The sequence below is a fragment of the Haloglomus irregulare genome, assembly GCF_007421925.1.
Lineage (GTDB): Archaea > Halobacteriota > Halobacteria > Halobacteriales > Haloarculaceae > Haloglomus > Haloglomus irregulare.
Genome location: NZ_QMDX01000003.1, coordinates 227637 through 251512, shown reverse-complemented (window position 1 = coordinate 251512; position 23876 = coordinate 227637). Strand labels below are relative to the sequence as shown.

The window sequence follows — 23876 nt, the reverse complement described above, 5'->3', positions numbered from 1 at the left end:
CCCGCCGGCCGCAGGCCGGGTCACGCGCGACGCCGAGCGGTCAGCACCAGCAACGCACCGGCGACCACGGCCGACAGTGCCGCCAGCACGCCGAACCCGGGCTGGCCGCCGGTGTCGGTCGCACCGCTGGGGTCGGCGGTCGCAGTGGGCGTGGCGGTCCCGCTCCCCGGGGGCGCGGTGGTCTGCACGGGCGTCGTAACGACCCCTCCGGCCCGTGCCGGTTCCACGCCGAAGCGGGTAGCGACGGTCCCGTTGCCCGTCCGGACCGGCCGCTCGTCGCCGTCGAACCGACCGTCGCCGTCGTCCCGGTAGAGGCTCACGTGTGCCGCAAACGAGCCCTCGGTCTCGGCGTGGAACGACCCGTTCACCGCGACGGAGACGTTCTCGTACGTGCCCGCCGCGAGCGCCCGACTCCCGACGACCCGGCCGTCGGCGGTCCGGTTCCGGACGACCAGATGGCCGTCCGCGGGCAGCGACGCCCGGCGGACGGTCACCCGTGGTCCGTCCGGGCGCTGCGGGAAGTCGTCCTCCCCGGTCACGAGAGCCCGGTCACCTTTCGAAACCACGAGCCGGTCCGTGACGACGGCGCCGAACCCGCCCAGCGGCGGGTCAGACGACGTATACTCCCCATCACCGTCCTCGCCGTGGAGCACCACGACGACCTCCCGCGTCGTCCAGTCGCGCCAGGTCTGATTACTGATAGATACCGAGATGTCGGTGTAGAACGCGTTCCGCCGCGGGAGCCGCGTCGCGCCCAGTGCCTCGCCGTAGCCGTCCGCGGTCCGCTCGTGGACCACCACCCAGCCCGACTCCTCGATGAACAGCCCCTCCACGACGACGGTCCCGTCCGGCGTGACCTGCGGGTCGGCGGAGACGTAGTTGACCGAGTGCCCGCTCGCGACCCCGGCGCCGACGAGCGTCGTCGCGAGCAGCAGGACGGCCCCGGCGGCCGCGAGCCCTGTTCGCATCGGCGGCGGTTGGTCACGCGATCCCAAGAGGCTGCGGGTTCGGGAGTCGCGCCAACGGACGCCCCGTGGTCTGGCCCGTGGGGGAGTCCTCGTTACAGTAGATTGCGAATATGCGACGTCCTTCGGGTCAAACCCGGGAACAGTTCTTCAATCCGGCATAGAACTGCCATACCGACGGTAACGCAGAACTACTCCGACTCGTCCAGCAACCGCTTCAGCTCCGATAGCCGGTTCAGCGCTTCGAGCGGGGTCGTGTTCCCCAGGTCGACGGCATCCAGTTCGGCGACCAGCCGCTCGACGTCGTGCCCGCCGTCGCCGGAGACGGAGACGGCGGCCGGGTCGGTTCCACCGGAAGCGGGGGGGTCGCCAGCGGCAGGGGCCGTTCCACCGGAAGCGGTCCCGTCACGACCCGAACCGCCCGCGTCCCCGGCCGATTCGTCCGGCTGGCCCGCACCGTCGGCCGTCTCCCGGGCCAGCAGTTCGTGTGCGCGGGCGACCACGGACTCGGGGACGCCGGCGGCGTCGGCGACCTCCACGCCGTAGGAGGCGGTGGCGGCGCCGGGCTGGAGGTCGTGGCGGAAGACGACCTCGCCGTCGCGCTCGGTGGCGGGGAAGTGGCGGTTGACGGCGTCGGGCAGGTCCGCCGCGAGTCCGGTGAGGTCGTGGTGGTGCGTGGCAAAGAGGACGGTGGCGCCGACCTCGTCGTGGAGGTGCTCCGTGACGGCGCGGGCGAGCGCGAAGCCGTCGGCGGTGGAGGTGCCGCGGCCGACCTCGTCCAGCAGCACGAGCGAGCGCGGCGTCGCGGCCCGGAGGATGTCCGCGACCTCGGTCATCTCGACCATGAACGTCGAGCGGCCGCCGGCGATGTCGTCGCTGGCGCCGACGCGGGTGAACACGCGGTCCACGACCGGGAGCTGGGCCGCGGTCGCGGGGACGAACGACCCCACCTGCGCCAGCACGCAGACCAGCGCGACCTGGCGCATGTAGGTGGACTTCCCGCTCATGTTCGGGCCCGTGATGACCGCTATCGTCCCGGGGTCGAGGTCGGTCCCGTTGGGGACGAACCGCTCCTCGGCGCGTTCGACGACGGGGTGGCGCCCGCCCTCGATCGCGAACCGGTCGGCGCCGACCGTCGGGCGGGTGTAGCCGTGCTCGGCTGCCACCGTGGCCAGCGCCACCAGCGCGTCCAGGTCCGCGACTGCCGCCGCGAGGGCCTGGATCCGTTCGGCCTCGGCGGCCACCTCGTCGCGCAGGTCGCGGAACAGCTCGTACTCCAGGTCGTCGGCCCGCTCGGTGGCGCGGAGGATCTCGTCCTCACGCTCCTTCAGCGCGGGCGTGACGAACCGCTCGCTGTTCTTCAGTGTCTGCCGGCGCTGGTACTCGTCGGGCACGGCGTCGAGGTTCGGGTCGGTCACCTCGATGTAGTAGCCGTGGACCTGGTTGTGGCCGACCTTCAGCGAGTCGACGCCGGTCCGCTCGCGCTCGCTCGCCTCCAGCTCGTCGATCCACCGCTTGCCCTCGCGCTCGGTCGCGCGGAGCTCGTCCAGCCGCTCGTCGTACCCCTTCCGGATGACGCCGCCCTCCGTGAGTTCCGGCGGCGGGTCCTCGGCGACGGCGGCGTCGATGGCCTCGCGGACGTCCGCGACGGGGTCCAGCCGCTCGCGCAGCCGCTGGAGCGGTTCGCCCTCGGCGTCGACCAGTACGTCGCGCAGGTCCGGCACCACGGCCAGTGTCTCGTGCAACGACCGGAGGTCCCGGGCGTTGGCGCGGCCCCGGGAGACCCGGGCGACCAGCCGCTCGATGTCGTAGACGTCCGCCAGTCGCTCGTGGAGTCGCTCGCGGGTGCGCACGTCGCGGACGAGTTCGCCGACGGCGTCCTGCCGGGCGGCGATGCGGTCCGTGTCCAGCAGCGGCCGGCGGAGCCAGTCCGTGAGTTCGCGCCGGCCGAGCGCACAGGCCGTCTCGTCTATCACGTCGGCCAGCGCCGTCCCCGCGGCGCCGTGGACGTGCCGGGGTTCGAACAGCTCCAGGGACCGCACCGCGACCGCGTCCAGCAGCATGTACTCGCGGGGGTCGTACCGGGTGAGGTGGTTGAGGTAGGAGAGGCGCGGCTCGGCGGGCACCTCGGCCGGGTCAAGGCCGGACTCGTCGACGGCGCCGTCGTCGACCGCACCGGCGTCCTCGTGGTAGCCCCCGCGGGTGTACTCGGCGTACGCCAGTAGCGCGCCGCAGGCCCGCAGTTCGGCGTCGCTCGCGAGCGTCTCGCCCGCGTCGGCGAAGTAGGTCCCGACCCGTTCACGCGCCACGTCCGCGTCGAACGCGACCGAATCGTACCGGGTGACCATCGCCTCGGCGGGGAACGCCTCGGCGACGGCATCGTCGTCGATGTCGGGGCCGACCACGACCTCACTGGGGACGAACCGGCCGGCCTCGTCGGCGACGGCGGAAAGCGAGGCCAGCCCGGTCGCGTAGAAGTCGCCCGTCGATACGTCCAGCAGCGCGAGGCCGTACTCGCGGCCGCCGTCGAGGGGCCCATCCGTGTCGTCGTCAACGGCCAGCGCCGCGACGAAGTTGTTGTCCGCCCCGCGGAGCAGCGCGGCCTCCGTCAGCGTCCCCGGGGTGACGACCCGCGTGACCGCGCGCTCGACGCAGCCCGACGCCTCGGCGGGGGCCTCGACCTGGTCGGCCACGGCGACCCGGTAGCCCGCGTCCAGCAGCGTCTCGATGTAGCTCTCGGCGCTGTCGACCGGGATGCCGGCCATCGGGTACCGGCCGGTGGAGTCCTCGCGCTTGGTGAGGGTGATCTCGCAGAGCCGGGCGGTGGTCTCGGCCGCGGCACAGAACGTCTCGTAGAAGTCGCCCACTTGGAAGAGGACGAGCGAGTCCTCGTAGCGGGCACACAGCTCGTAGTACTGGGAGAGCATCGGCGTCAACTCCTCGGGGTCCATCCCGTCGGGCGCACCCAGCGCCGGGTCCGGGGCGCCGGTCGCGTCGTCCGTGTCGCGGGCGTCCGTGTCGCGGGCGTCCGCGGCGGGGTCGGCGCCGTCGCCGTCCTCGTGCATGTCCGTCGGATGCGCCCGGGCCGGCAAATACCCGACGACCGCGCGTCGCCGGCCCGCGCCATCGGCCGTGGCGTCGCCACGGGAACCGGTCGCGAAACCGGCGCGAACGCCGGTATGTGGCGCCGTCTCGTGGGGGCTGATCACACGGGAACTCCTGAATAAAGGCCCGGAGAACTGCCGGATGAACGCTTTTGCGGGTGGACACGCTGGAAACCGTATGACTGACGACGCCGACGAGACGGGGGTGGCCGCCGACGGGGCCGGTATGGTCGACGCCGGTGCGCCCGAGCCGGCGCCGCTGCCCGAGCGCCGGGACGACATCGCGGCGACGGGGATGCCACGCCCGGGCCCGGACGCGCTGTACGGCGAGCACCCGACGCCGCCGCCGCTGGAGAACGGGCCGGGGTGGGAGGCCGACCCGCTGCTGGTCGCCGGCACCGAGGGCTACGACGACGGGGAGTACTGCTACCAGGACCACGTCTTCGACGACTACGGCGCGGACGTGTCCCCCATGTTCGCCGAGCCGCCCGAGGGCGCCAAGGCGGTCGGCGGCGTCTACCAGCAGCCGACGGGTGACTACTACTACCCGCGTAACGAGGACCGCTACGCCTACAACGCGGCCGATCTGGTCGAGTTCCGCGCCCGCCCCACCGACGAGGGCGTCGCCTACCGACTCACACTCAACACGATGCGGGCACCGGACGCGGCCGCCGTCGCGGTCGGCATCGACACCTCCGGCGAGGGCGACCCCGATGGGGGGACGACCGACTGGGGCGACGGGCTGGGCGACCTGGGCGCCCCGGTCGACCACACCCTCGTCACCTGGGGCACGGGCGCCGAACTCGACGGGGAGCCGCTGTCCGAGGAGCGGCTCGTGGTCGACGTCGAGCGCAACCAGATCGAGGTGGAGGTGCCCTTAGAGCCCGGCGAGGCGACCTGGCGCCACTACTGCGCCGTCGGGCTCTGGGACCGCGAGCGCGGGACGTTCAAGCGGGTCCGCGGGGCCGTCGACGACGAGTACCCCGGCAGCGGCGAGGGGGCCGAGGACCTCCCGCCCGTGTTCAACGTCGGCTTCCGGTTCGACGAGCCCGTAGAGCGCAACGTCGAGGTGGACGGCCTGCTGTCGCGGCTGGCGTCGATGGGCGTCGACCTACCGGGGACGCTGCTTGGCGAACTGCGGAACCCCCCGCGGCTGCTCGGCCGGGTTCAGGACCTCGGCGACGCCATCGGCGAGAGCCTCTCGGACCCGCTCTCCGGGAACCTCATCGGCCCGCTCGGGCTGGCCGATGACGTGAGCGACATCGTCGGCGACCTGGACGGCTATCCGCGCGTGTTCGGCTACGGCAACTGGCGCGAGACCGCACAGGCGTTCGCGCTCGCCGAGCGGGACATCTCCGAGTTCCACGCCGACATCGACTTCGGGAAGCTCCGGGACGGCGTCACCGAGCGCGAGCTGCCGACCGGCGGCTACCACACCTTCCTCTACCCCTCCCGGTCCGACTACGACCACGAGGGCGTCGACCCGCAGCGGAACGTCTTCTACGGCCGGCTCCAGCCGTACAGCGCCTACATCCCCGAGGAGTACGAGCCCGACGAGCCCGCGCCGCTGGCACTGTTGCTCCACTCGCTGGGCTGCTCGTTCAACCAGTACGCGACGTTCATGCCCAACTACGTGAAGGGGTTCGCCGAGGAGTACGGTGCCATCGTGATGACCCCGCAGGCCCGCGGGCCGGGGCTGTGGTACCAGCGCCACGCCGAGCTCGACGTGTTCGAGGCGATGCGGGACATCCGGGCGCGGTACAACGTCGACATGGACCGCGTGACCGTCTCGGGCTACTCGATGGGCGGCTACGGCGTCCACCTGCTTGCGGGCAAGCACCCGGACGTGTTCGCGCGGGGCTTCTCCATCGTCGGTACGCCCTCGGAGGACCCCCTGGAGGGTCCGACCAACAGCGTGCTCCAGACGCCCGCCGAAATCATGACCGGCCTGTTCGGCGGCGAGGAGGGCGGCGACATCATCACCGTCTTCGGGGAGCAGCCGGAGAACGCCCTCCGCCTGACCGACAACCTCCGGCACGTCCCGATGCTGCTGTGGAACGGCGTGGCGGACCCGCTGGTCCCCATCCTCGGGCCGGCGAACTATGCCCGCCGGCTGGACGAGTTCGACTACCGCCACCGCATCGACGTCTTTCCCGGCGGCACCCACATGATCCTCGCGGCCTGCGACGAGTGGAGCGGCGGCCCGGAGTACGTCGCCAAGGGCCACCGCGAGGGGGACCCCGACCGAGTGACCTACAAGCGTATCCCGGAGTTCGACTACCCCGGGTTGGGCCTGGTCCACGACAGCGCTTACTGGGTGAGTGGCATCACGGTCCACGAGGAGTTCTCCAGCGGCCGCGTCGACGCCATCTCGCTGGCGGACGGCTACGAGGCACCCCACGTCGAGCAGTTCAACTGGACGGGCACCAGGCCACAGCCCCACGTCACCCGCGGCATCGAGTGGGTCGCCGACCCCAATGCGGACGGGGAGCGCAACCTCGCGGACGACGACGAACGGGACGGCCACGAGCGGTACGCGCCGGCCAACGCGCTCAACATCACCTGCTGGGGCGTCGACGAGGTCACCGTCCACGTCGAGGGGGCGGGCCTGGACCCCGGCTCGGAGCTCCGTATCGACTACCGCGCGAGCAACGACACGACCGTCGTCCTGACGAGTTCCGTCGGCGAGCGCGAGGTGACGCTCCCGGGGGACCGCGACGGCGCGACGGTGACCGTCGGGCCGCTGGCCTGAGCCGGCCGCCGGACCCCGTCACCGACCGCCGACTCCGTATGAATGGCCGGTGGGTTTCCGGCTAAACGGATTTACTGTTGGACGTTCAACGGGACGTATGTCTGAGGACCACGGCAACCCGGGCGAGTTGCCGACCACGTCTCCGCGGCCGGGGCCGGACGCACTGTACGGGTCGAACCCGACCCCGCCGCCGCTGGAGAACGGGCCCGGGTGGGAGGCCGACCCGCTGCTGGTCTGCGGGACGGCCGCCTACGACGACGGGGAGTACTGCTACCAGGACTACGTCTTCGACGACCACGGCGCCGACCAGCGGTCCGTGCTGTCGGCCGCTCCCTCGAACACCAACAGCGCGTACGGGAGCTTCTCCCCGGCCACCGGCGACCTGTTCTACCCCAACGACCACGACCGCTACGCGTTCAACTGCGCCGACCTGCTGGAGTTCCGGGCCCGGGTCGACGCGGACCCCGACGAGGGCGACGAGATCGTCTACCGGTTCACGCTCAACGCCATGGCCGAGCCGGACCTGACCGGTATCGCGGTCGGCATCGACACGACCGCCTCGGGCGGCCCGGTCGACGGGGCGAGCGACTGGGGCTACGGGCTGGGCGACCTCGGCGCCCCCTGCGACCACGTCCTCGTCACCTGGGGCACGGGCGCGGAACTGGACGGCGAGCGGCTCGCCGACGACCGCGTCAGCGTCGACGTCGAGCGCAACCAGATCGAGGTCCGGGTCCCGCTGGACCCCGGCGTCGACACCTGGCGCCACTACTGCGTCACCGGGCTGTGGGACCCCGAGGCCGACCGGTTCAAACAGCCCCGTGAGAGCCCGACCGACGACCTGCCCGGCGGGGCCCGGCCCTCCTCGCATCCGCCGCCGGTGTTCAACGTCGGCTTCCGGTTCGAGGAGCCGCTCCGGGAGGAGGAGCTCAACCTGCTGGGGCTGAGTCAGGCGCTCCGGAACGTGCTGGCGGGCGGGCTGCCGCGACTCCTCACGGGGACGCTGAGCCGGCTGACACCCGTTCCCGGCGTCGACTCGCTGGTCGACGAGGTGGCGGCCGCGCTGGACGGGGAGCTCCCCCGCACCATCGGCCGGGGGAACTGGCGCGAGTACGGCCAGGCCCGGGCGCTGGCCGAGCGGGACATCTCCCGGTTCCACACGGACCTGGACTTCGCGAAGCTGCGGTCCGGGCTGGACGACAGTCGCGTCCCCACGACGGGCCACCTGACGATGCTGTGTCCCTCGCGCTACGACTACGGCCGCCAGGGGACCGACCCGTACAACGACGTGTTCTGGGGCCGCATCCAGCCGTACGCCGCCTACGTCCCGCCGGAGCACGACCCCGACGAGCCCGCGCCGATGACGCTGCTGCTCCACTCGCTGGGCTGCAACTACAACGAGTACGGCGTCTTCATGCCCGGGCTCGTCGAGAGCATCGGCGAGGAGCAGGACGGCATCGTGCTGATGCCCCAGGCCCGCGGCCCGGGGCGCTGGTACCGGAAGGAGGGGGAGGTGGACGTGTTCGAGGCCTGGCGGGACCTGGAGACCCGCTACGAGATCGACCGCGACCGCGTGACGGTGGCGGGCTACTCGATGGGCGGGTTCGGGACGCAGATCCTCAGCGCGAAGTACCCCGACCTGTTCGCGCGGGGGTTCTCGGTGGTGGCGCCGCCCTCGGAGGACCCCGTCGAGGGGCCGACGGACGGGCTGCTCCGGTCGCCGCCGCTGCTGACGCAGGGTCTGCTCGGCGGTCGGGGCGGCGGGGAGTTCCTCACCCTGTTCACCAGCCAGCAGGAGAACGCGATGGACCTGAGCGACAACGTCCGGCATATCCCGATGCTGCTGTGGAACGGCGGCGTCGACGGGCTGGTGCCGGTACTGGGGCCGGTCAACTACTCCCGCGAGCTGAAGCGCCAGGGCTACCGCCACCAGCTCGACGTGTTCCCCGCGGCCGGCCACCTGCTGCTCGCGGTCCGGGACGAGTGGGACCGCGCCCCCGGGTTCCTGGGCCGGGGGGAGGTCAAGCGCAACCCGACGCGGGTGACCTACCGCCGGGACCCCGAGTTCGACGAGCCCGCGCTCGGCCTGGCCCACGACAAGGCCTACTGGGTGAGCGACATCACCGTCCGGGACGACTCCGAGGGCGGGCTGGTCGACGCGCACTCGCTCGCCGAGGGGTACGACAAGGCGGTCCCCGAGAGCTTCAGCGAGACGGGCTCGGACCCACAACAGCGGCTGACGACGGGCACCAAGTGGGTCGACTTCGAGCACGTCCACGATCCGGCCAACGAGCTCCACGTCAAGCTGGAGAACGTCGACGGCGTCACCCTGTGGACCGAGGAGGCCGAGCTCGAACCGGACGAGGATCTCCGGCTCATCGTCCGGAGCGACGGGCTCGCGACGCTCACGCTCGCCGGCTCGTTCGGCCGCGAGACCGCCGAGGTCGTCGAGGGCGACACCACCATCGACCTCGGGCCGCTCGTCGACCCGCACCCCGCCGAGGCCGGCGCCGCCGAGCAGCCCGGCGAGGCAGACTGACGGGCGCTCCCGCGACGGCGCTCGGGCGCGGCGCCTGTCGCGGCTCGGAATGCAGGGGTCTCGCCCGGCTCCGCCAGTATCATGACCCGGGCAAGAGCGGCTCGTCACGGCTGGTCGGCATCCAGTAGGAGGAGTTTTCATCGGGGACGTCGGAGTTCGGGACATGGATGCGACACGGGGCCTCGCGGCTGGGTCTATCGGGCTCGCCGGGGTGGCCGGGAGCTGGCTCCCGCTCGGCTTCCTCCTCGCGGGCGGCGGATCGGTCTTCGGTATCGCACTCGCACTGCTCGGGGTGGTGCTCGGGGCCGTACTCGTCGCGGCGAGCGTGCTCCTCTACCGGAGTGATATCGCCACCCGGGGCGTGCTCCGTATCGGGGGCTGGCACTTCCTCGGTATCGCGGTGCTCGGGCTGATACTCGGGCTGGTCGAACTGTACGTCCCCGGTGCACTCCCGGCGTTCGCCGCGGCGGACATCGTGCTGGTCAGCGCGTTCGCGCACCTCCTCATCGGCTACAACGACGTTCGGCAGATCCGGGCCGACGAGTTGGCCGACCGGAACCGGCGTCTCGACGTGTTGAGTCAGGTCCTCAGGCACAACCTCCGCACCGAAGCGCAGGTGCTTCTCAGCCACGCCGACGGCATCCAGCGCAGCGGGACGCTGGACGCGGCTGCCGCCAGTGGGAAGCGGGTCGAACAGCGCGCCGAGTCACTGGCCGCGCTCAACGAGAAGGTCGGCGAGGTGTACTGGGCGATGGAGTTCGACGCGGACGATACGGCCCCCACGCCGGTCGCGCCGACCCTCGAGTCGGTGGCGAACGAGTACCGTACCCGGGCGAGCGTGACGGTCGACTGCTCGTGTCCGTCGGACGCGTCGGTGTCGGCCGGGGAGCGGCTGGAACGGGCGATCGGCTATCTGGTGAGCGACGCCCTCGTCGACGACACCGCGGACCAGGAGGTGACACTGACCGCCGAGGCAGTCGCCGATGGGATCGAGATACGCGTCGCGAGCCCGGACGGTCACATCACCGATACCGAGCGCGAACTGCTCGAAGGGGGCACGGAGATCACCCAGCTCAACCACTCGCGCGACATCGACCTGTGGGTCGCACAGTGGATCGTCGACGCGTACGGCGGGACCTTTCGCATCGACGAGGACGCACCGGGGAGTTGCGTCGCGATACGGCTTCCCCGCTCGCGATGAACCCGGGGACCCGTACGCGAGGAGCGTCACGACGGGTCCGCGGCGGCCTCGCAGCCGCCGGGCGCCGGGGCCACCTCCGCACAGTCGGTCTCGTCGAGGACGAACTCGAACGCCGGCGGGTCGTCACTGGGGCCGAAGTCGTCCCCGTGTCTGACGAACGCGACGACGCAGTCGGGTGGGCGGAGCGCGCCGGCGACGAGGTCGAACCGGTTCCACGCCCCGCCGGCGCGGCGGACGGAGACGACGTAGTCGCCGGGGACGTGCGCCCAGGTGCAGGGGAGGACGGCGTTCGGGGGTGAGTTCGACTCCGACTCCGGGTCGTGTGCCGCGACCTCGTGGGTGGACTCGTGGACGACGTCCCCGTCGCGCTCGACGCGGGCCTCGAACCGATAGCTGCGCGCCTCGTAGTAGTTGTAGATGGCGAACCAGCCGAGCGTGGTCTCGCCGACGGTCGGCACCGCGTCGAGGCAACCGGCGAGGCCCGCCACCCCGGCAGCCCCGAGACCGGCGAGCAGGTCGCGTCGTCTCATCACCCGTGCTCGTGGCGGGAGGCTGTTCTCGACGGCCGTGCGGCGGCCGGACCGACGCCGGCCGAGCGGAGGGCGATGCGGGCAGCCACGGCGGGACGTTCCCGTATCGGACGGTATGGGTCTTGGGGTGGTTACGACGGCCGTCGCGCCCACCGCGGCGGGCGGCCCGTGTCGATCGGCATCCCCGACGGTCGGGTGTCGACCGGTGGGCCCCGGGGTGGCCGCCGAGCCACCGGACGGGGAGGAGTCCGACCGCGGTCGGACCGCGCGGCCGAAGCCGGACGGAGGGCGGTCGCTATCGGTCCCGCCCGCCGTCCGCGGCGACGGCGTCCGGGTCGTCCGAACTGGTATCGGTCGCGGCCGCCGTGTCGCCGGCGCCGCTCCCGGGTCGACCCTGATGGAGGGAGAGCCGCCGAGTCGGCGGAGCCTGACGGTGAACGACGACCCAGAGGGCCACGCCGATCGCCCAGATGACCGTCGCGAGACAGACGAACACCCCGCGGGCGAACCCACCGGCGACGGCCCTGTCTGCGGTGGGACGTACGCGGTCAAATAAATCATGAGCTAATGAAAGAACATCCAAACATACAGTAACTGAACGGGTGTCGAACGAACCAGCGACACGATTGATTACTGCGGTCTCAGGCATATTTCTGCCCAAGACTGCTTCCACGCATGAGCGGAGGTGTTCCCTGTGCTGTGTTCCGGCTCGTCTTTACAATCACCAACTACAGGCGAGGAAGTCATTGTTTTATAACGTTATTAACTAACTTTCCATTACACCCCCTCATACTGACGGATGTAGTGTTCGCAGCCGAATCGCCCCGAACCACCAAATCTATGATGATTCGGGGGATGAGCGAAATCTTCTCTTTTAGCTACGTTCGCCCAACCTTATCAAAACAAGTATACGATTGAGAATTATTCGGAGGTGATGAATCTCCGAGGTGGAATTGACATGAAATCGGAATACGGTATATAATTGAGCGGCAACAGGTAGCTTTCTATCCATCATATAGCAATATAAATCGCCTTTTTACGATATCGCGAAAACGACCCAGAAGTCGCCATGTTTTGGTACTGCACGTTCACAGGCGTAACGAATCTTATATCCGCCAAGATTGTAAGGATGCTAATTATCTCTGTGGGAGTTCCAACCACTATCTCCCTCTTGTTCGAGATGAGCAACAATAGCGGGGAATTGTTCCTCTGTATCCGTCATTTCTGAATGAGCGAAGCCCAATATTCCATTTGCACACGCCCGCTTGAGCGCAATTCGATTCCGAACCTTCCAGATTAAGCATTACTTATTACCATTCTCAGGCCATTATTACATTCGGTCGGGTTTGGCATTTACCTTGATTCTATTAGTGACAAACCTAGCGGTATCAATGTCATCGTCGTATCCGTCTTCCAGTATATAGTATGCTCAGACAGGATATCTGACGTATGTTAGGACGCCTTTTTGATTTATTACAAGGACATCTCGGCAGGCGAGGAGTGCACCATTTATAACCGATTTCCGCGATCGGGGCACACTAATGATTATATATGGGTATATGACGTCCAGCTCAATTAAAAGTATTCATAACCGTTCGTATCCGCACGTCACCGTTTGCAGTTCGAACTCAGTATTTAAACACATCAGCTTGAGCAGTGAGAACAGCAAGTTGTTATATAAGCGTGCTGCCATATCAATCTTTTATTCTTCAGAGTTGCGAGGAATGGTTGGTCGCTGGCCGAATTCATATTAGACAAAATACAATATTTTATTTATCTATATAAAATCGATAAATAAAATTCATGGCCGCGGTAGATGAGCGTTCCAGCAACATCAAATACGGTCATCGTCTTCTAACATCGTTTTTGTTGGTTTGTCACGGTCAGCTGATGAATTATATTTGTTGTGTTCTCTGTCCCGCTACAGCTCTTTTTTCATTTCGTTACGGCGGTATCGTTCAAGAAGTTCATAGCCGGTTACCTTCCCGGCCGCATCAAGTATAATCTCGTATCGACCAATGATATCTTGCGTATCAGGGATAGCACTCCGTTCAATGACTTCAACGACCGTCCGCCAGCCGCCGCTATCCGATGTCTCCGCTTTGATAATCCCTTCAAATTGGTGGTCTAGCAGTTCTTCCGCTGCCTGCTCCGCTTGTTGTTGAGCGGCAACGAGAGTGAGTGTCTCATTCGACGGTGATGAGACATCTTCGTCGCCCGGCGTATCTTGATCGGTGCCGCCGTCGTTGGCGTCTACTGGTGTTGATGCTTCCTCTCCGTCGGAGGAGGACGGTGGTTCGGTGCTTTCACTCTCGTTGTCGTGACCTGATTGGTCGTTTGCTGGATCTGGCATGCTTCTATCTGATGGAGCAAGTCTTAGGAATGGCTGGCTCCCATCTCGTCAAATATAGTCTCGATATCATTTCGTAAGTCGTGGACATCACTCCGTTGGGCGACTTTTGAGGCCAGCACGTCCGTGCAGATGTCGGCTAAGATCGCCTGGTCAAGCGTGTCAACGGTAGTCGCTCCTTCAGCGGCCATGATTGCGGCCCGCGTGCCGACAGTGATATCAAGACCCTCACGCAGTTCGCGCATCACTCGCACGATTTGTTCGATTTCCGCACTGCCAGGTTCTTCCACATGTGCTTGAACAATCTCGATTTCTGTCTCGAGGTCGTAGAAATCCATGTAGATGCCGATTAGGCGGTCAAGCAGCGCGTCCTGCGGTTCGTGGACACCAGCATACTCGACAGAGTTCGATGTCAAGATTGCTCGAAACTCGGGATGGACATCGACGTACCGCGACTCACCGCGTTTTCCCGGCAACTCAAGCACACCTTCCTCGAAGACCGACAATAGCACGTTGTTCGCTACCGGCTTGGTGCGGGAGAACTCGTTGTAAACGAGCGTTGCGCCTTCTTGTACGGCGAGCGTCAGCGGATTGTCCACCCACCGATCTCGGATGATATCTTTGCTTTTGACGACGTTGTGTATGAACTTATCCCGTTCCGAGATCCGCTCCTTTTCAGCATATTCGCCGACGAGGTCGCTCGTCGTGAGTTCGGCGTCCCCATTGATCCAGACCACAGGACAGTCACGCTCCCGTGCGACATGCATCGCCAGCGAGGTCTTTCCAGAGCCGGTGGGGCCAATCACATGGACAGGACGCCCAACATCAAGCCACCGTTCCATCCGCGTTTGGACTTGCTTGATTGCATCCGTCTTGATGAACAACTGTTCCTCAGGGGTGAAATTCACATCACGGTCAGTCGGTGGCTCCTGACGACGGCCGCCATGTTGCTTGTTGAGTCGCTCAAGTTTCTTGTCCTCCCGGTGCTGCGTTCGCTGCCGTTGCTTCTCCTCGTGTGAGGAGCGAATCTGGGAACCGCGTACTTTGCGTTTCCGGGACCCATCTGTCATGCCTGGTCACCCGGGCGAAGCGGGACATCTTCACCGAATTCGTCGCGGTACGCCTGAATCGTCATATCGTGCGTCTGAAGATGGGGCTCCGTAATCGCCTGATAATATTCGCCACAGACTCGGCATTCAATCATGTCTTCCGACGTTTCTTCCTTTGTCTCCTCCTCTCCATTTTTTTCTTCAGCTTCGTCTGTCGCGTCTACAGGATTGCTGTCTGCGTCCGGAGCCGCCGTTTCTACTTCGACCGACGCTGACACTTCGCCCTCGGTATCGGCGGATTCTCCGCCAGCTTCGTCTGGAGGACCCTCTGCTTCCGCGTCTACGTCCGTTTCACCCGACAGGGACTCGGCTTCCGCTTCGGCGGCGACTGCCTCGGCCGTGACCCCGTGGCCGTAGAAGTCACGGGCGAAGGTTGCGAAGGCGTCCTCAGTCGTTTCAAACTCCGCTCGGAAATCACTGATTTCCTGCTGGAAGTCATCAATCGCCTTAACTAGCGATCCTACCTCCTCACCATAGAACTCCTCTCGATACTCTACGAAGGCGTCGGTGGTCGCGTCAAAGCTGTCGCGTTGGTCTGCGATGGTGGTATGGAACTGGTTGATTTCCGCATCGAAGTCAGCAGCGTAGTCGTCAAACGCGTCGTACACGGCGATGAATTCCTCTCGCAGGTCGTCGATTGCTGCAATCAAATCAGATATATCACGGAGCGCAGTGACATCGGCTGCGAAATCGTCTGCGTATGCGCCAAACGTCTCCTGGGTTGTGTCCATCTCCGTTCGAAGCGACTCAACCGCAACTAGGAGATCGTCGATATCTTGTTTATTTGTGACATCTGTAGCGAAGGTGTCAGCATACGCCCTGAATGCGTCCTGCAATTCACGGATTACGTCCCGCTGGGCGTCAATATCGGTACGGAGCCGGTCAACCTCAGTGGCAAACTCGTCATTATAGGTGTGAAACGCATCTGTTGTGCTGGTCATCTCCGCCTGGAAGTCGCCAATCACATCAACGAAGTTATCTACCTCGTGTTGTTGTGCCGCGACATCAGCTGCAAACTCGTCAGCGTATGATTCTAATTCGGACTGTGCCTCCGCGAATTCCTCGCGAGCTGTACGCATCTCGTCACGTTTGTCTGTGACACTCATGTGTTTAGTGTGTATCAAAGAAGGGTGTTAATCATAGTTTGCAATCTGCTCACATCTCTTGCACCGTGCCAAGGGAGGTCCGTGCGTCAGACCTCAGGAGCCGCCTCGGCGCCGGCGGTAAGTTCGGCTTGTTCGATTTTGGCGATTTCTTCTGCGTAGTGGAGGAAGGTGTCCACCGAGGAGACGACGACCCGCGCCTCGACGGTCAGAATCTCGATGCCGACAAGCGACACGCGAGCGAACACATCTACGACGATACCTTTGTCCAGTACGCGATCGAGAACTTCTGCCAAGCTTGAGGAATCTGGCTGCGCCATTGTTGATCTGGGATATAACCCACCCCAAACTCTACTCGCTCGAAATAAAATAGTATGTACAGTTTCAGCACTCGTTTCATCTCCTGTAATGGGTCGCGGTTTTAAGTAGAGAGATAATGAAGGCCTGTATAGTCGGTATGTAAGAGAATACTCACCCGTCCATCATGAGTGTTCTACCTCAACCGACTGGAAAAAAGTAATGAATTCATCCAGTTTAGGTCAACTGCCCACAGACCACACCGGACTCGCGTTGTTCCCACGCGAGATTAGCCAGTTTTTTATGGGTGATGTCGGGCAAACGCTCCTCATCAATGGCGCACCAGGCACGGGAAAGACCCTGTTTACAATCCGCGGTCTTGATGTGTTGGAACAAGATGGAGATGTCCTCTACGTGTCCACACGCGTTGACCAGGAGACGATTCACGAGATGTACTTCAAGGACCACTCCTCACTTGACACGGCCGCGATTCTTGACCTCTCACAGGACCCATTCGAACTCCCACTGGACGTAGACGTTCCATTCGAAAAACTCGATCTGGATTCGCTCCTCAGGTGGATACAAAACATCAACGATGCGACCACACAGCTCACAATCGTATTTGATAGCTGGGAAATCATTTACGATTACTTAGCGACGCGCCACGGCGATTCCCCCAGCATCGAGACAGTAACGAATCAACTGGTCGTTCTTGCCCGCGAACAGAATATGCGTCTGATGTTGGTGTCAGAAACAGCGGAGTCTCCATCACTTGGGTATATTGTCGATGGTGTCGTTACGCTTGAGGTCAAAGAAGACGATCGTGGGCGAACACATCGACATCTTCGGTTTGAAAAGCTTCGGGGTGTTCGAATCGGTAACCGCTTACGGCCGTTTACGCTTGCCGACGGCAATTTCCAAGCGATCACGCCGGTCAAGTTATCAGCTATCCAAGCAGTAACGGGGGATGGCATGTGGGACCCCCTGCCAAATTCGAAGGCGAAGTTCTCAACTGGCATCCGTGATCTTGATCGTATCCTCTCGGGTGGCTACAACCGCGGCAGCGTCATTCATCTTGACCTCGGGCCTGATCTGTCCCGTGACGCGTGGAGCGTGTTAACACTCCCGACAATTCGTAATTTCCTCGTTCGGGAAATGTGTGTTGCGGTTGTCCCGCCTCGGGAGGGTAGCCCCGGCTTACTCCACAACGATCTCGATAAGATACTCCCTGCACAGGTATTCAATAGTTACTGCCATGTGTTCGAAACGTACGCTGGCCCCTCTGACGATGCAGACCGGTACGATCAATTCAACACCGATGGACCACGCTCAACGGGTGTAGATATGGGAGGTGACCAGTCCCATCCAACTGATGATAGGGTTAGCCTTCCTATAGAAGGCGGGCAACTCGCGTACGAGCCATATATCACCTACGTTGAGCAGGTACGAAATGAAACTGAAAATCCGTTGTTGCACGTGGTTAGCATGGACACGGCACAGGAGGCGTTCGAAACTCGGCTGGGTGACTTTGCGAATTATGTCGCTCTCCACAACGACTTAGCAATACTTATTACCAAGCCAAGCACCGAACTTCGCACACGATCAGATCGGGTTGCCGATATGCACTTCCGGCTAGAACGGTCCGGTGACGCCGTCATCATGTATGGTGAAAACCCACAGACACCTCTGCTTGGTATCGGCATCAGCCAGTCAGAGTCGATTCCCAAAGTCACGCTCACGGAGATGGTCTAATATGGACGACCTGCTGGAAAGATTCGCCGGGGCCATCGACGCCAACGCCACACTCTCGCTCACAGCATCCGATCTCGAATCGGTGATCGACTCCGATGCTACGTCAGTTCACGAAGACCAGCCGTACGGTGAGGGAGCGGCACAACGGTCCACGGATACGCCGCTGACTGACGATGCGGTTGATATAAGAGACGAGTGGCTTGACAGTGACCAACTGCACACAATCAATGACGAGATTGTTACCGAACACGTCGACCCGATTCTCATTCTCCTGGTCGCTGCGCGGGGGGGCGCGTGCGGCAAAGAACTGTTACAAGATATTCGGCGATTGTTTGGGACGGACCTGAGTCCAGGCACAGTGTATCCGCACTTAACTGATCTTGCAGACAACGATGTTCTTGAAATGCAAAGATTGAGCAAGCGTAAAATGTATTATCTTTCTGACTCTAAAACAGCCCTGGCACGAGTAGACCACGCAGTCGATCAGCTGCTATTGTTCTCGCTTGTTCTAAAGACACTCTTGTCCGACTGCAACGCCAATCAGTCACAATCCACATGTCACCGGAGTGAGGCCAATGAGTGAGAACCTGTACACGTACGGCATTATTGAAAAGGAAGATTTCGAATTGGATGTAGAAGGTGTCGCTGGCGCAGACCGGATTTACACGGTCGATTACAAGAATTTCTCCACTGTCGTGTCCGACATCGACACGACCGAGCCCGATCGCACCGATGAGCGCGTGGAGGCACATAACACCGTCCTTCAACACGTGCTGGAGTACGACGGTGGGCGCACCGTCGTGCCGATGAGTTTCGGGATGGCGTTCAAAAGCGAGCGTACGCTTAAACATGTGTTGCGTGGCGCACGACGCGCGCTACGGAGTACGCTCAACAATATTGAGGGGACCGTTGAACTCGGGGTGAAGATACTCACCCCTGCTGACGGCGCGGCCCCTCAGGAAGGCATCCAAGCAACGGTCACAGATCGGCTGGCAGAGTTGAGCATCAACGAAACCGAGAACGATCTCTTCACCGACCGGTTAATCGTCAATAAGTCGTACCTCGTGGACCGCGACCAACGTGACGTCTTTGATGCCGCGATTGACGAGATTGGAGCAGAGTACGACGAGCTGATTATCAACTACACGGGTCCGTGGCCCCCATACAACTTCGTGGATATTCATATCGGGGCCGAACAACGGGGAGGGGGATAATATATGTTCCTCGTGGACGACCTGTTGGTAAAGCCGTTTCTCTCGCTGCTAGATATCCTGCACACGATGGCAGTCGATGAAATGTACGATACCGACGCAATTCAGGATGATATCAAGGAGAACCGCCTCCTCTATGAGATTGGTGAGCGGTCCGAAGAGGAATACCAGCAGCGCAAGCAAGAGCTTGAGACACAACTCGAAATGGCACAACAGATCCAAGAGCAGATGCGCGGCCGCATAGAGATCAAACAATAATGCCACCCGATAAAAGCAACGACGATACATCCGACGGCAAGCGCGACAATACATCCGCCGAGCCGACGGGTCTGCTTGACCAGTTGCGTACCCTTCTTAAGATGCTTGCCGAAATCGAAGAGGAGGAAGCAGGCCACCGCCGTGGGTCAGGCCAGATTAACCATGGAACAAGCCGGGTGAATTACAATTACGATGTTTCCATCGGGCTGGGACAGTATAATCAATCATCGACTACGAGGTCATCATCGCATCAGTCGCACTCCGAACGGCGATCGCGTCACCAGCGAGCGACAGAGGATTCGGTATCCATCGAAACCCGTGAGGGGACGAGTGACGACGAACTCGTCGTAATCGCGGATTTGCCTGGCGTGGCTGACGAGGATGACGTAGATGTTGACCTCGATGCTGATGAGCCAGCTCTGATCCTCTGGATTGATGAGAACGAGATGAAGCGGATTCCGCTTGACCAGTCCGAAATGACAATCACTGATATGATCATCAATAATCAGGTACTCGAAATTCGCGTCTCGCGCGAATCGGACTCAAATAGAGGAACGACCAATGAGTGACAAACAACAGCAACAACACGAGCAGAAAGCACAACAAGCACGGGTCAAAGCCCAAATCAACCGAGACAAAGCCCGCCAGAAGTTGCTCCAACAGCGCGAAAAACTCGCCCAACGGCGGAAGCGCAACCGGAAGCGGTCGGAAGCCCGACGTGACGATGCAGGTGATGAGGACGGCGTCGAGAATCCAACGGCACACTCGACGATGCCGCCGCAGAAGACGAACGCCGAAAATGCGGCTCGGAACTCTCACTCGACTGTCCCGCCGACCCCGAAATACTCGGATGTGGCAGGCCGCAAACGGTTATACGGACGGCGTCTCCACCAGCAAACAACAAGCGACACCGCGGAATCCTCTGGTACTTCGGATACCACCACGACTCCGTTAGACCGTGACGCTGACGGGAACCAAACCGATGAGTGACCCAAAGCCGACGCGCTCGCAGGGCGATCTCGCCGAGATGCTGGAGATGCTGTTGGACAAAGGAGTCGTCGTCAACGCCGACGTCGTCGTCAGCGTTGGCGACACGGAGCTGCTCGGGATTGAGTTGCGGGCCGCGATTGCCTCCTTCGAAACAGCAGCTGAATACGGACTCGAATTCCCAACCGGCACAGATATGGAGCGCGTTGAATCTGCTGCGAATATCTCATCAGACCCATCCGAGTCCGACGCTGAGACGGGGTCCTCGTCAGAGACCGAATCTACAACCTCCCCGTCGGATGACTCCTCGCCGACGGCATCTTCGTCGCCGCAGCGAGGTGAGTAAATATGGAATTGGCTCTTGATGATGACGCCAATAACATCCAAGGTGGCCTGACAGCACTGGTTGTAACTGTTATCGAACTGTTGGTTGAGGCCCTAGAACAGGAAGCCGTCCGTCGGATGGAATCGGGAACACTCTCAGATGAGGATATCGAACAATTGGGGCAGCAATTGCAGGCGTTAGAAGACGAACTCGAGCGACTGAAACAGCAGGAAGACATCAACGACGACGTATCCGACTTCAAGAAGGATCTGGACCACGTCGTCCGCGACGCGATTGACCAGCTGTCTGAGCACGAAACAGGCTCACTCTGGCAATCAGCGCACGGCAAGGGCGACGACATATGACGGATCACCCCCAATCACTGGACGACGCACAGACCACAGCGACGGACGACGAGCAGCCTCTCCAGCAGGGGCGTTATTTGTACTGCGTGGTTGATACCACTGCCTCGGACACGGAGACACTCTCCACGACAGGCATTGCTCAGAATCCGGTCTACATCATTGAAACTGACAGAATCGGTGCTGTTGTCCACAATTGTGAGACAGTCCACGATGTAGACGATGCCGATCAACTAAAACAATGGGTGGTCACCCACCAGCAAGTGGTTGATGTGGCGAGTGACGTATTCGGGCCACCGTTGCCGATGCGGTTTAATACAGTGCTTGAGGGTGGTAATGCAAGTGTCGAAGACTGGCTGGTTACGCATTATGAGAGCATTCATGATGAGTTGCAATCGTTTGCAGGGATGTGGGAGTACCGCATCACTCTGTTGTGGGATTCGTCCCCGTTTGAGGACCGAATTACGGAGCAGGATGACCATCTTCAGGAATTGCAACAGCGCCAGCAGCAAGCGGGTGCAGGGAAACGATTCCTGCTTGAGAAGCAATATGAGAAGCGCATTCAAGAGTTGAAACAAAATCAACGGACAGACCTCGCAGAACAATTGGCGGAAACAATCACGCCGGTCGTGAACGACCTCGCCGAGCAGGAATCGCGTCCCACACTCTTTGATGACACCCACTCATCTACTGAACGGGAACAGATCCTACGGGTAGCCGTTCTTGCAGATAAGGACAGGGAAGTTGCTCTCGGAAATCGGTTAGATACAATCGTTGAACCGGATGGAGTAGAGATTCGATTCACGGGGCCGTGGCCCCCATATACGTTTGCGCCAGATATCGGAGCGGAATAATGGAGCCAGCAAAAAATGAAATGCACGCCATAGTCGAGTTTGTTGACGTGTTATTACGTGAGGGGGTCGTGGTTCAAGCGGATGTGATGGTGACAGTTGCCGATATTCCGCTGGTCGGAATTAGTCTCCGGGCTGCAATCGCTGGTATGACAACAATGACGCACTACGGTATATTCAAAGACTGGGACGCCGCGCATCAACACTAGCAGAGAGACAACGGTTTGATATCCTTCGCTGCTGATTATGAAAAGTATTTACGAGTGAGTATTACTCGTCAGAAGGAGTTGGCCACATTTTACCACTCATTGCAGCACGAGTGGCGTATTATGATTTTATGATAGGACGAAAAAATCAAGCCCATGTACGACAACATTCTCTCTCTGCGTTATTTGTTGCCCTGTCACAGTGTTATCCTCCGAGTTCCTCGAATAGTGCTGAGGAACCCGGCGCGGTCAAGCGAGAGGACAAAGTTCAGATGCCTGTCCTCGTCTGGGTGTTCGTGTTCGGCTTCATCACGGGCGAGAGCCGAACACTCGTCGGGGTTTAGACGGAGCTACAACTCCACAGCCAACATGACAATCTCTCCCGACAGCTTCTATCGTCGGCTGACGCCGTCTCCTATAGAGTATCTCCGCGACCTCGTTGAGCACGGTTTCAGCGAGTTGCTTGACCCGGGCGGCCTGGTCCTCGGTGGCATCGGCGATATCGGCCGCGCGGTCGCCGGTCCGTGCGGACTGCTCCAGCGCCGTCTCCAGGGTGGCCGTCACCTCCTCGATGCGGGCCGCCTGGTCGTCCGTGGTGCGGGCGACCTCGGCGATGCCGTCGGCGGCCTCGTCGACCTCCTCGGCGATGGCCGCCAGCGCGTCGAACACGGCCTCCATGCTGTCCTCGGCGGACTCGATTCGGTCGTGGGACCGGGCGGCGGCGTCCGCCGTCGCGTCCGTCCGGCGTTCGAGCTCCGCCAGGCTATCGCTGATCCGGTCGGTGTGTTGCTGGGTCTGGTCGGCCAGGCTCTTGACCTCCTCGGCGACGACGGCGAACCCGTCGCCGTCCTCGCCCGCCCGCGCGGTCTCGATGTTGGCGTTGAGCGCCAGGAGGTTCGTCCGGTCGGCCACGTCGGCGATGATCCCGGTGATCTCCTCGATATCCTCCATCGTCTCGTCCAGGGCGGCGACGCTCTCGACCAGTTCGTCGCCGATGTCGACCACCTCGGTCGTGGCCTCGCGGGCGTCCTCGCTGGCGTCGAGCCCGTTCGTGGCCGCCTCGCGGGCGGTTTCGGCCGCCCGGTCGACCCGCTCGGCCGTGGCCGCCACCTCCTCCATCCCCGCCGAGAACGACTGCATCTCGCTGACGCCGTCCTGCAGGCTGTCGTGCTGCTCGGCGATGGTCCCGGAGATGGTCTCGGCCGCCTCGGCCGTGGCCTCGGCGGTCGACTCCAGCTCCCGGGTCTGCGCTCGTACCGTGCCGACCAGGTCGGCCAGGCTGTCGGCCATCGAGTTGAACTCGTCGACGAGCACGAGCAGCTCCTCGTCGAGCGTGTCGAAGTCGGTATCTCGTTCGACCCTGGCCTCGAGATCACCGTTCCCGATGTCGCGTGTCGTGTCCCGAACCGCGCCGACCAGCGACTCGACGGCCGCGCGTTTATCGACGTCCTCGGTGCGGTCGACGACCACCTCCAGCACGCCGACGAACCGGTTCCCCTCGTACAGCGGGGTGGCGGTGAAGTCGATGTGTTTCCGCTGGCCGTGCTGGTCGAGCATCGTCGACGTGTCCCCGTACCGCGGGACGGTCGGGTCCCGGACGCCGACGTCGAACGCGTCGGCCGCGGTCTGTGGTGCCTCGACCACTTTGTCGGCCAGGGTTCGGGTCCGTCGGCCGTCCGGGTAGAACAGCTCCGAGACCTGTCCGTGTCCCAGCGCCTCGTCGCGGGAAGCCCCCGTCAGCGCCTCGATGGCCGCGTTCCACCCGGCCACGTGGCCGTGAGGGTCCAGTACGAAGGCCGGAATGCCGAGGGCGTCGAGCAGGCCGGCCTGCCCGACGGCCGCCATCGGGTCGGGGGTGTCGGGGGCGGAATCGGCAGCCGCGTCCGCTCCGGCCGTACCGTTCCGAACGCCCCCGTCGCTACACAGCTTAGCGGGGCCGGGCCGGGCCGGCGGTCGCAGAATATCGGTATCGGCCTG

General features: G+C 63.1%; 21 protein-coding genes and 2 pseudogenes. 15 read left to right on the top strand and 8 right to left on the bottom strand.

The window, feature by feature from the left end; all coding sequences use genetic code 11:
* Positions 1-20 precede the first annotated feature (20 nt).
* Together DP107_RS07325 and mutS are read right to left on the bottom strand one after the other, a co-directional pair.
* Positions 21-968 carry a DUF7282 domain-containing protein gene (locus tag DP107_RS07325; protein ID WP_144261492.1) on the bottom strand — a complete coding sequence of 316 codons (948 nt, stop codon included), beginning with the start codon at positions 966-968 and terminating at the stop codon, positions 21-23.
* A 188-nt stretch (positions 969-1156) separates the two neighbouring features.
* Positions 1157-3916, bottom strand: a complete 2760-nt coding sequence (gene mutS, locus DP107_RS07320; protein ID WP_238330823.1) for a DNA mismatch repair protein MutS — start codon at positions 3914-3916, stop codon at positions 1157-1159.
* A gap of 331 nt (positions 3917-4247) precedes the next feature.
* Between mutS and DP107_RS07315 the strand changes: the two genes are divergently transcribed.
* From DP107_RS07315 to DP107_RS07305, 3 genes are all read left to right on the top strand, one after another.
* Positions 4248-6821, top strand: coding sequence for a carboxylesterase family protein (locus DP107_RS07315; RefSeq protein WP_144261490.1), 2574 nt, complete (start codon positions 4248-4250; stop codon positions 6819-6821).
* 97 nt (positions 6822-6918) lie between these two features.
* Positions 6919-9357, top strand: coding sequence for a PHB depolymerase family esterase (locus DP107_RS07310; protein ID WP_144261489.1), 2439 nt, complete (start codon positions 6919-6921; stop codon positions 9355-9357).
* 163 nt (positions 9358-9520) lie between these two features.
* Complete coding sequence (locus tag DP107_RS07305) at positions 9521-10558, top strand: HAMP domain-containing histidine kinase (protein ID WP_144261488.1); 1038 nt, start codon at positions 9521-9523, stop codon at positions 10556-10558.
* Positions 10559-10584: 26 nt separating this feature from the next.
* On the opposite strand, the gene DP107_RS07300 is transcribed toward DP107_RS07305, so the two are convergent.
* Positions 10585-11088, bottom strand: coding sequence for a hypothetical protein (locus DP107_RS07300; RefSeq protein WP_144261487.1), 504 nt, complete (start codon positions 11086-11088; stop codon positions 10585-10587).
* Between the two features lie 205 nt (positions 11089-11293).
* Between DP107_RS07300 and DP107_RS07295 the strand changes: the two genes are divergently transcribed.
* On the top strand, positions 11294-11644 hold the full coding sequence (locus DP107_RS07295; protein ID WP_144261486.1) for a hypothetical protein: 351 nt from the start codon (positions 11294-11296) through the stop codon (positions 11642-11644).
* Between the two features lie 1365 nt (positions 11645-13009).
* Here the strand turns inward: DP107_RS07295 and DP107_RS21105 are convergent.
* From DP107_RS21105 to gvpA, 4 genes are all read right to left on the bottom strand, one after another.
* Positions 13010-13441: a gas vesicle protein GvpO gene (locus DP107_RS21105; protein ID WP_144261485.1), complete on the bottom strand. Its 432-nt coding sequence runs from the start codon at positions 13439-13441 to the stop codon at positions 13010-13012.
* Between the two features lie 23 nt (positions 13442-13464).
* Positions 13465-14508 carry a gas vesicle protein GvpN gene (gene gvpN / locus DP107_RS07285; RefSeq protein ID WP_144261484.1) on the bottom strand — a complete coding sequence of 348 codons (1044 nt, stop codon included), beginning with the start codon at positions 14506-14508 and terminating at the stop codon, positions 13465-13467.
* Positions 14505-15653, bottom strand: coding sequence for a MucR family transcriptional regulator (locus tag DP107_RS07280; RefSeq protein ID WP_144261483.1), 1149 nt, complete (start codon positions 15651-15653; stop codon positions 14505-14507). Before DP107_RS07280 ends, gvpN begins: the two co-directional genes overlap by 4 nt.
* Before the next feature lie 86 nt (positions 15654-15739).
* The gene (gene gvpA, locus DP107_RS07275; protein ID WP_144261482.1) at positions 15740-15970 is read right to left on the bottom strand and encodes a gas vesicle protein GvpA; all 231 of its coding nucleotides are present in this window, start codon (positions 15968-15970) and stop codon (positions 15740-15742) included.
* 199 nt (positions 15971-16169) lie between these two features.
* Between gvpA and DP107_RS07270 the strand changes: the two genes are divergently transcribed.
* From DP107_RS07270 to DP107_RS20705, 11 genes and pseudogenes are all read left to right on the top strand, one after another.
* Entirely contained in the window at positions 16170-17699 is a 1530-nt protein-coding gene (locus DP107_RS07270) for a gas vesicle protein GvpD basic region 2 domain-containing protein (RefSeq protein ID WP_144261481.1), read from the top strand.
* Position 17700: 1 nt separating this feature from the next.
* The gene (locus tag DP107_RS07265; RefSeq protein WP_144261480.1) at positions 17701-18282 is read left to right on the top strand and encodes a PadR family transcriptional regulator; all 582 of its coding nucleotides are present in this window, start codon (positions 17701-17703) and stop codon (positions 18280-18282) included.
* Complete coding sequence (gene gvpF, locus DP107_RS07260) at positions 18275-18913, top strand: gas vesicle protein GvpF (RefSeq protein WP_144261479.1); 639 nt, start codon at positions 18275-18277, stop codon at positions 18911-18913. Before DP107_RS07265 ends, gvpF begins: the two co-directional genes overlap by 8 nt.
* A 3-nt stretch (positions 18914-18916) precedes the next feature.
* On the top strand, positions 18917-19168 hold the full coding sequence (gene gvpG, locus DP107_RS07255; protein WP_144261478.1) for a gas vesicle protein GvpG: 252 nt from the start codon (positions 18917-18919) through the stop codon (positions 19166-19168).
* A complete protein-coding gene (gvpH, locus tag DP107_RS07250; RefSeq protein ID WP_144261477.1) occupies positions 19168-19737 on the top strand; it encodes a gas vesicle protein GvpH in 570 nt (189 codons plus the stop codon). Before gvpG ends, gvpH begins: the two co-directional genes overlap by 1 nt.
* Entirely contained in the window at positions 19730-20158 is a 429-nt protein-coding gene (locus tag DP107_RS07245; protein ID WP_144261476.1) for a protein gvpI, read from the top strand. Before gvpH ends, DP107_RS07245 begins: the two co-directional genes overlap by 8 nt.
* Positions 20151-20501, top strand: a complete 351-nt coding sequence (gene gvpJ, locus DP107_RS21400; protein ID WP_144261475.1) for a gas vesicle protein GvpJ — start codon at positions 20151-20153, stop codon at positions 20499-20501. Before DP107_RS07245 ends, gvpJ begins: the two co-directional genes overlap by 8 nt.
* A 2-nt stretch (positions 20502-20503) precedes the next feature.
* Positions 20504-20845 carry a gas vesicle protein K gene (locus DP107_RS07235; RefSeq protein WP_144261474.1) on the top strand — a complete coding sequence of 114 codons (342 nt, stop codon included), beginning with the start codon at positions 20504-20506 and terminating at the stop codon, positions 20843-20845.
* Complete coding sequence (gene gvpL / locus DP107_RS07230) at positions 20842-21696, top strand: gas vesicle protein GvpL (protein ID WP_144261473.1); 855 nt, start codon at positions 20842-20844, stop codon at positions 21694-21696. The genes DP107_RS07235 and gvpL overlap by 4 nt, the downstream gene beginning before the upstream one ends.
* Positions 21696-21902 carry a gas vesicle protein GvpM gene (gene gvpM / locus DP107_RS07225; protein WP_144261472.1) on the top strand — a complete coding sequence of 69 codons (207 nt, stop codon included), beginning with the start codon at positions 21696-21698 and terminating at the stop codon, positions 21900-21902. The genes gvpL and gvpM overlap by 1 nt, the downstream gene beginning before the upstream one ends.
* Positions 21903-22083: 181 nt before the next feature.
* A pseudogene (locus DP107_RS20705) lies at positions 22084-22370 on the top strand (IS4 family transposase); the annotation flags it as partial.
* Between the two features lie 87 nt (positions 22371-22457).
* Here DP107_RS20705 and DP107_RS07220 read toward each other — a convergent pair.
* Positions 22458-23744 (bottom strand): annotated as a pseudogene (locus DP107_RS07220) (methyl-accepting chemotaxis protein); the annotation flags it as partial.
* Positions 23745-23876 lie beyond the last annotated feature (132 nt).

What these genes read in the sequence shown, in the direction of transcription:
- DP107_RS07235 (WP_144261474.1), top strand. Translation starts at nt 20,504, where the DNA reads ATGGAATTGGCTCTTGATGATGACGCCAATAACATCCAAGGTGGCCTG.
- gvpF (WP_144261479.1), top strand. Translation starts at nt 18,275, where the DNA reads ATGAGTGAGAACCTGTACACGTACGGCATTATTGAAAAGGAAGATTTC.
- gvpA (WP_144261482.1), bottom strand. Translation starts at nt 15,970, where the DNA reads ATGGCGCAGCCAGATTCCTCAAGCTTGGCAGAAGTTCTCGATCGCGTA.
- gvpJ (WP_144261475.1), top strand. Translation starts at nt 20,151, where the DNA reads ATGAGTGACCCAAAGCCGACGCGCTCGCAGGGCGATCTCGCCGAGATG.
- DP107_RS07305 (WP_144261488.1), top strand. Translation starts at nt 9,521, where the DNA reads ATGGATGCGACACGGGGCCTCGCGGCTGGGTCTATCGGGCTCGCCGGG.
- DP107_RS07310 (WP_144261489.1), top strand. Translation starts at nt 6,919, where the DNA reads ATGTCTGAGGACCACGGCAACCCGGGCGAGTTGCCGACCACGTCTCCG.
- gvpM (WP_144261472.1), top strand. Translation starts at nt 21,696, where the DNA reads ATGGAGCCAGCAAAAAATGAAATGCACGCCATAGTCGAGTTTGTTGAC.
- DP107_RS07315 (WP_144261490.1), top strand. Translation starts at nt 4,248, where the DNA reads ATGACTGACGACGCCGACGAGACGGGGGTGGCCGCCGACGGGGCCGGT.
- DP107_RS07245 (WP_144261476.1), top strand. Translation starts at nt 19,730, where the DNA reads ATGAGTGACAAACAACAGCAACAACACGAGCAGAAAGCACAACAAGCA.
- DP107_RS07280 (WP_144261483.1), bottom strand. Translation starts at nt 15,653, where the DNA reads ATGAGTGTCACAGACAAACGTGACGAGATGCGTACAGCTCGCGAGGAA.
- DP107_RS07325 (WP_144261492.1), bottom strand. Translation starts at nt 968, where the DNA reads ATGCGAACAGGGCTCGCGGCCGCCGGGGCCGTCCTGCTGCTCGCGACG.
- gvpH (WP_144261477.1), top strand. Translation starts at nt 19,168, where the DNA reads ATGCCACCCGATAAAAGCAACGACGATACATCCGACGGCAAGCGCGAC.
- gvpN (WP_144261484.1), bottom strand. Translation starts at nt 14,508, where the DNA reads ATGACAGATGGGTCCCGGAAACGCAAAGTACGCGGTTCCCAGATTCGC.
- DP107_RS07265 (WP_144261480.1), top strand. Translation starts at nt 17,701, where the DNA reads ATGGACGACCTGCTGGAAAGATTCGCCGGGGCCATCGACGCCAACGCC.
- DP107_RS07270 (WP_144261481.1), top strand. Translation starts at nt 16,170, where the DNA reads ATGAATTCATCCAGTTTAGGTCAACTGCCCACAGACCACACCGGACTC.
- DP107_RS21105 (WP_144261485.1), bottom strand. Translation starts at nt 13,441, where the DNA reads ATGCCAGATCCAGCAAACGACCAATCAGGTCACGACAACGAGAGTGAA.
- DP107_RS07300 (WP_144261487.1), bottom strand. Translation starts at nt 11,088, where the DNA reads ATGAGACGACGCGACCTGCTCGCCGGTCTCGGGGCTGCCGGGGTGGCG.
- mutS (WP_238330823.1), bottom strand. Translation starts at nt 3,916, where the DNA reads ATGGACCCCGAGGAGTTGACGCCGATGCTCTCCCAGTACTACGAGCTG.
- gvpL (WP_144261473.1), top strand. Translation starts at nt 20,842, where the DNA reads ATGACGGATCACCCCCAATCACTGGACGACGCACAGACCACAGCGACG.
- gvpG (WP_144261478.1), top strand. Translation starts at nt 18,917, where the DNA reads ATGTTCCTCGTGGACGACCTGTTGGTAAAGCCGTTTCTCTCGCTGCTA.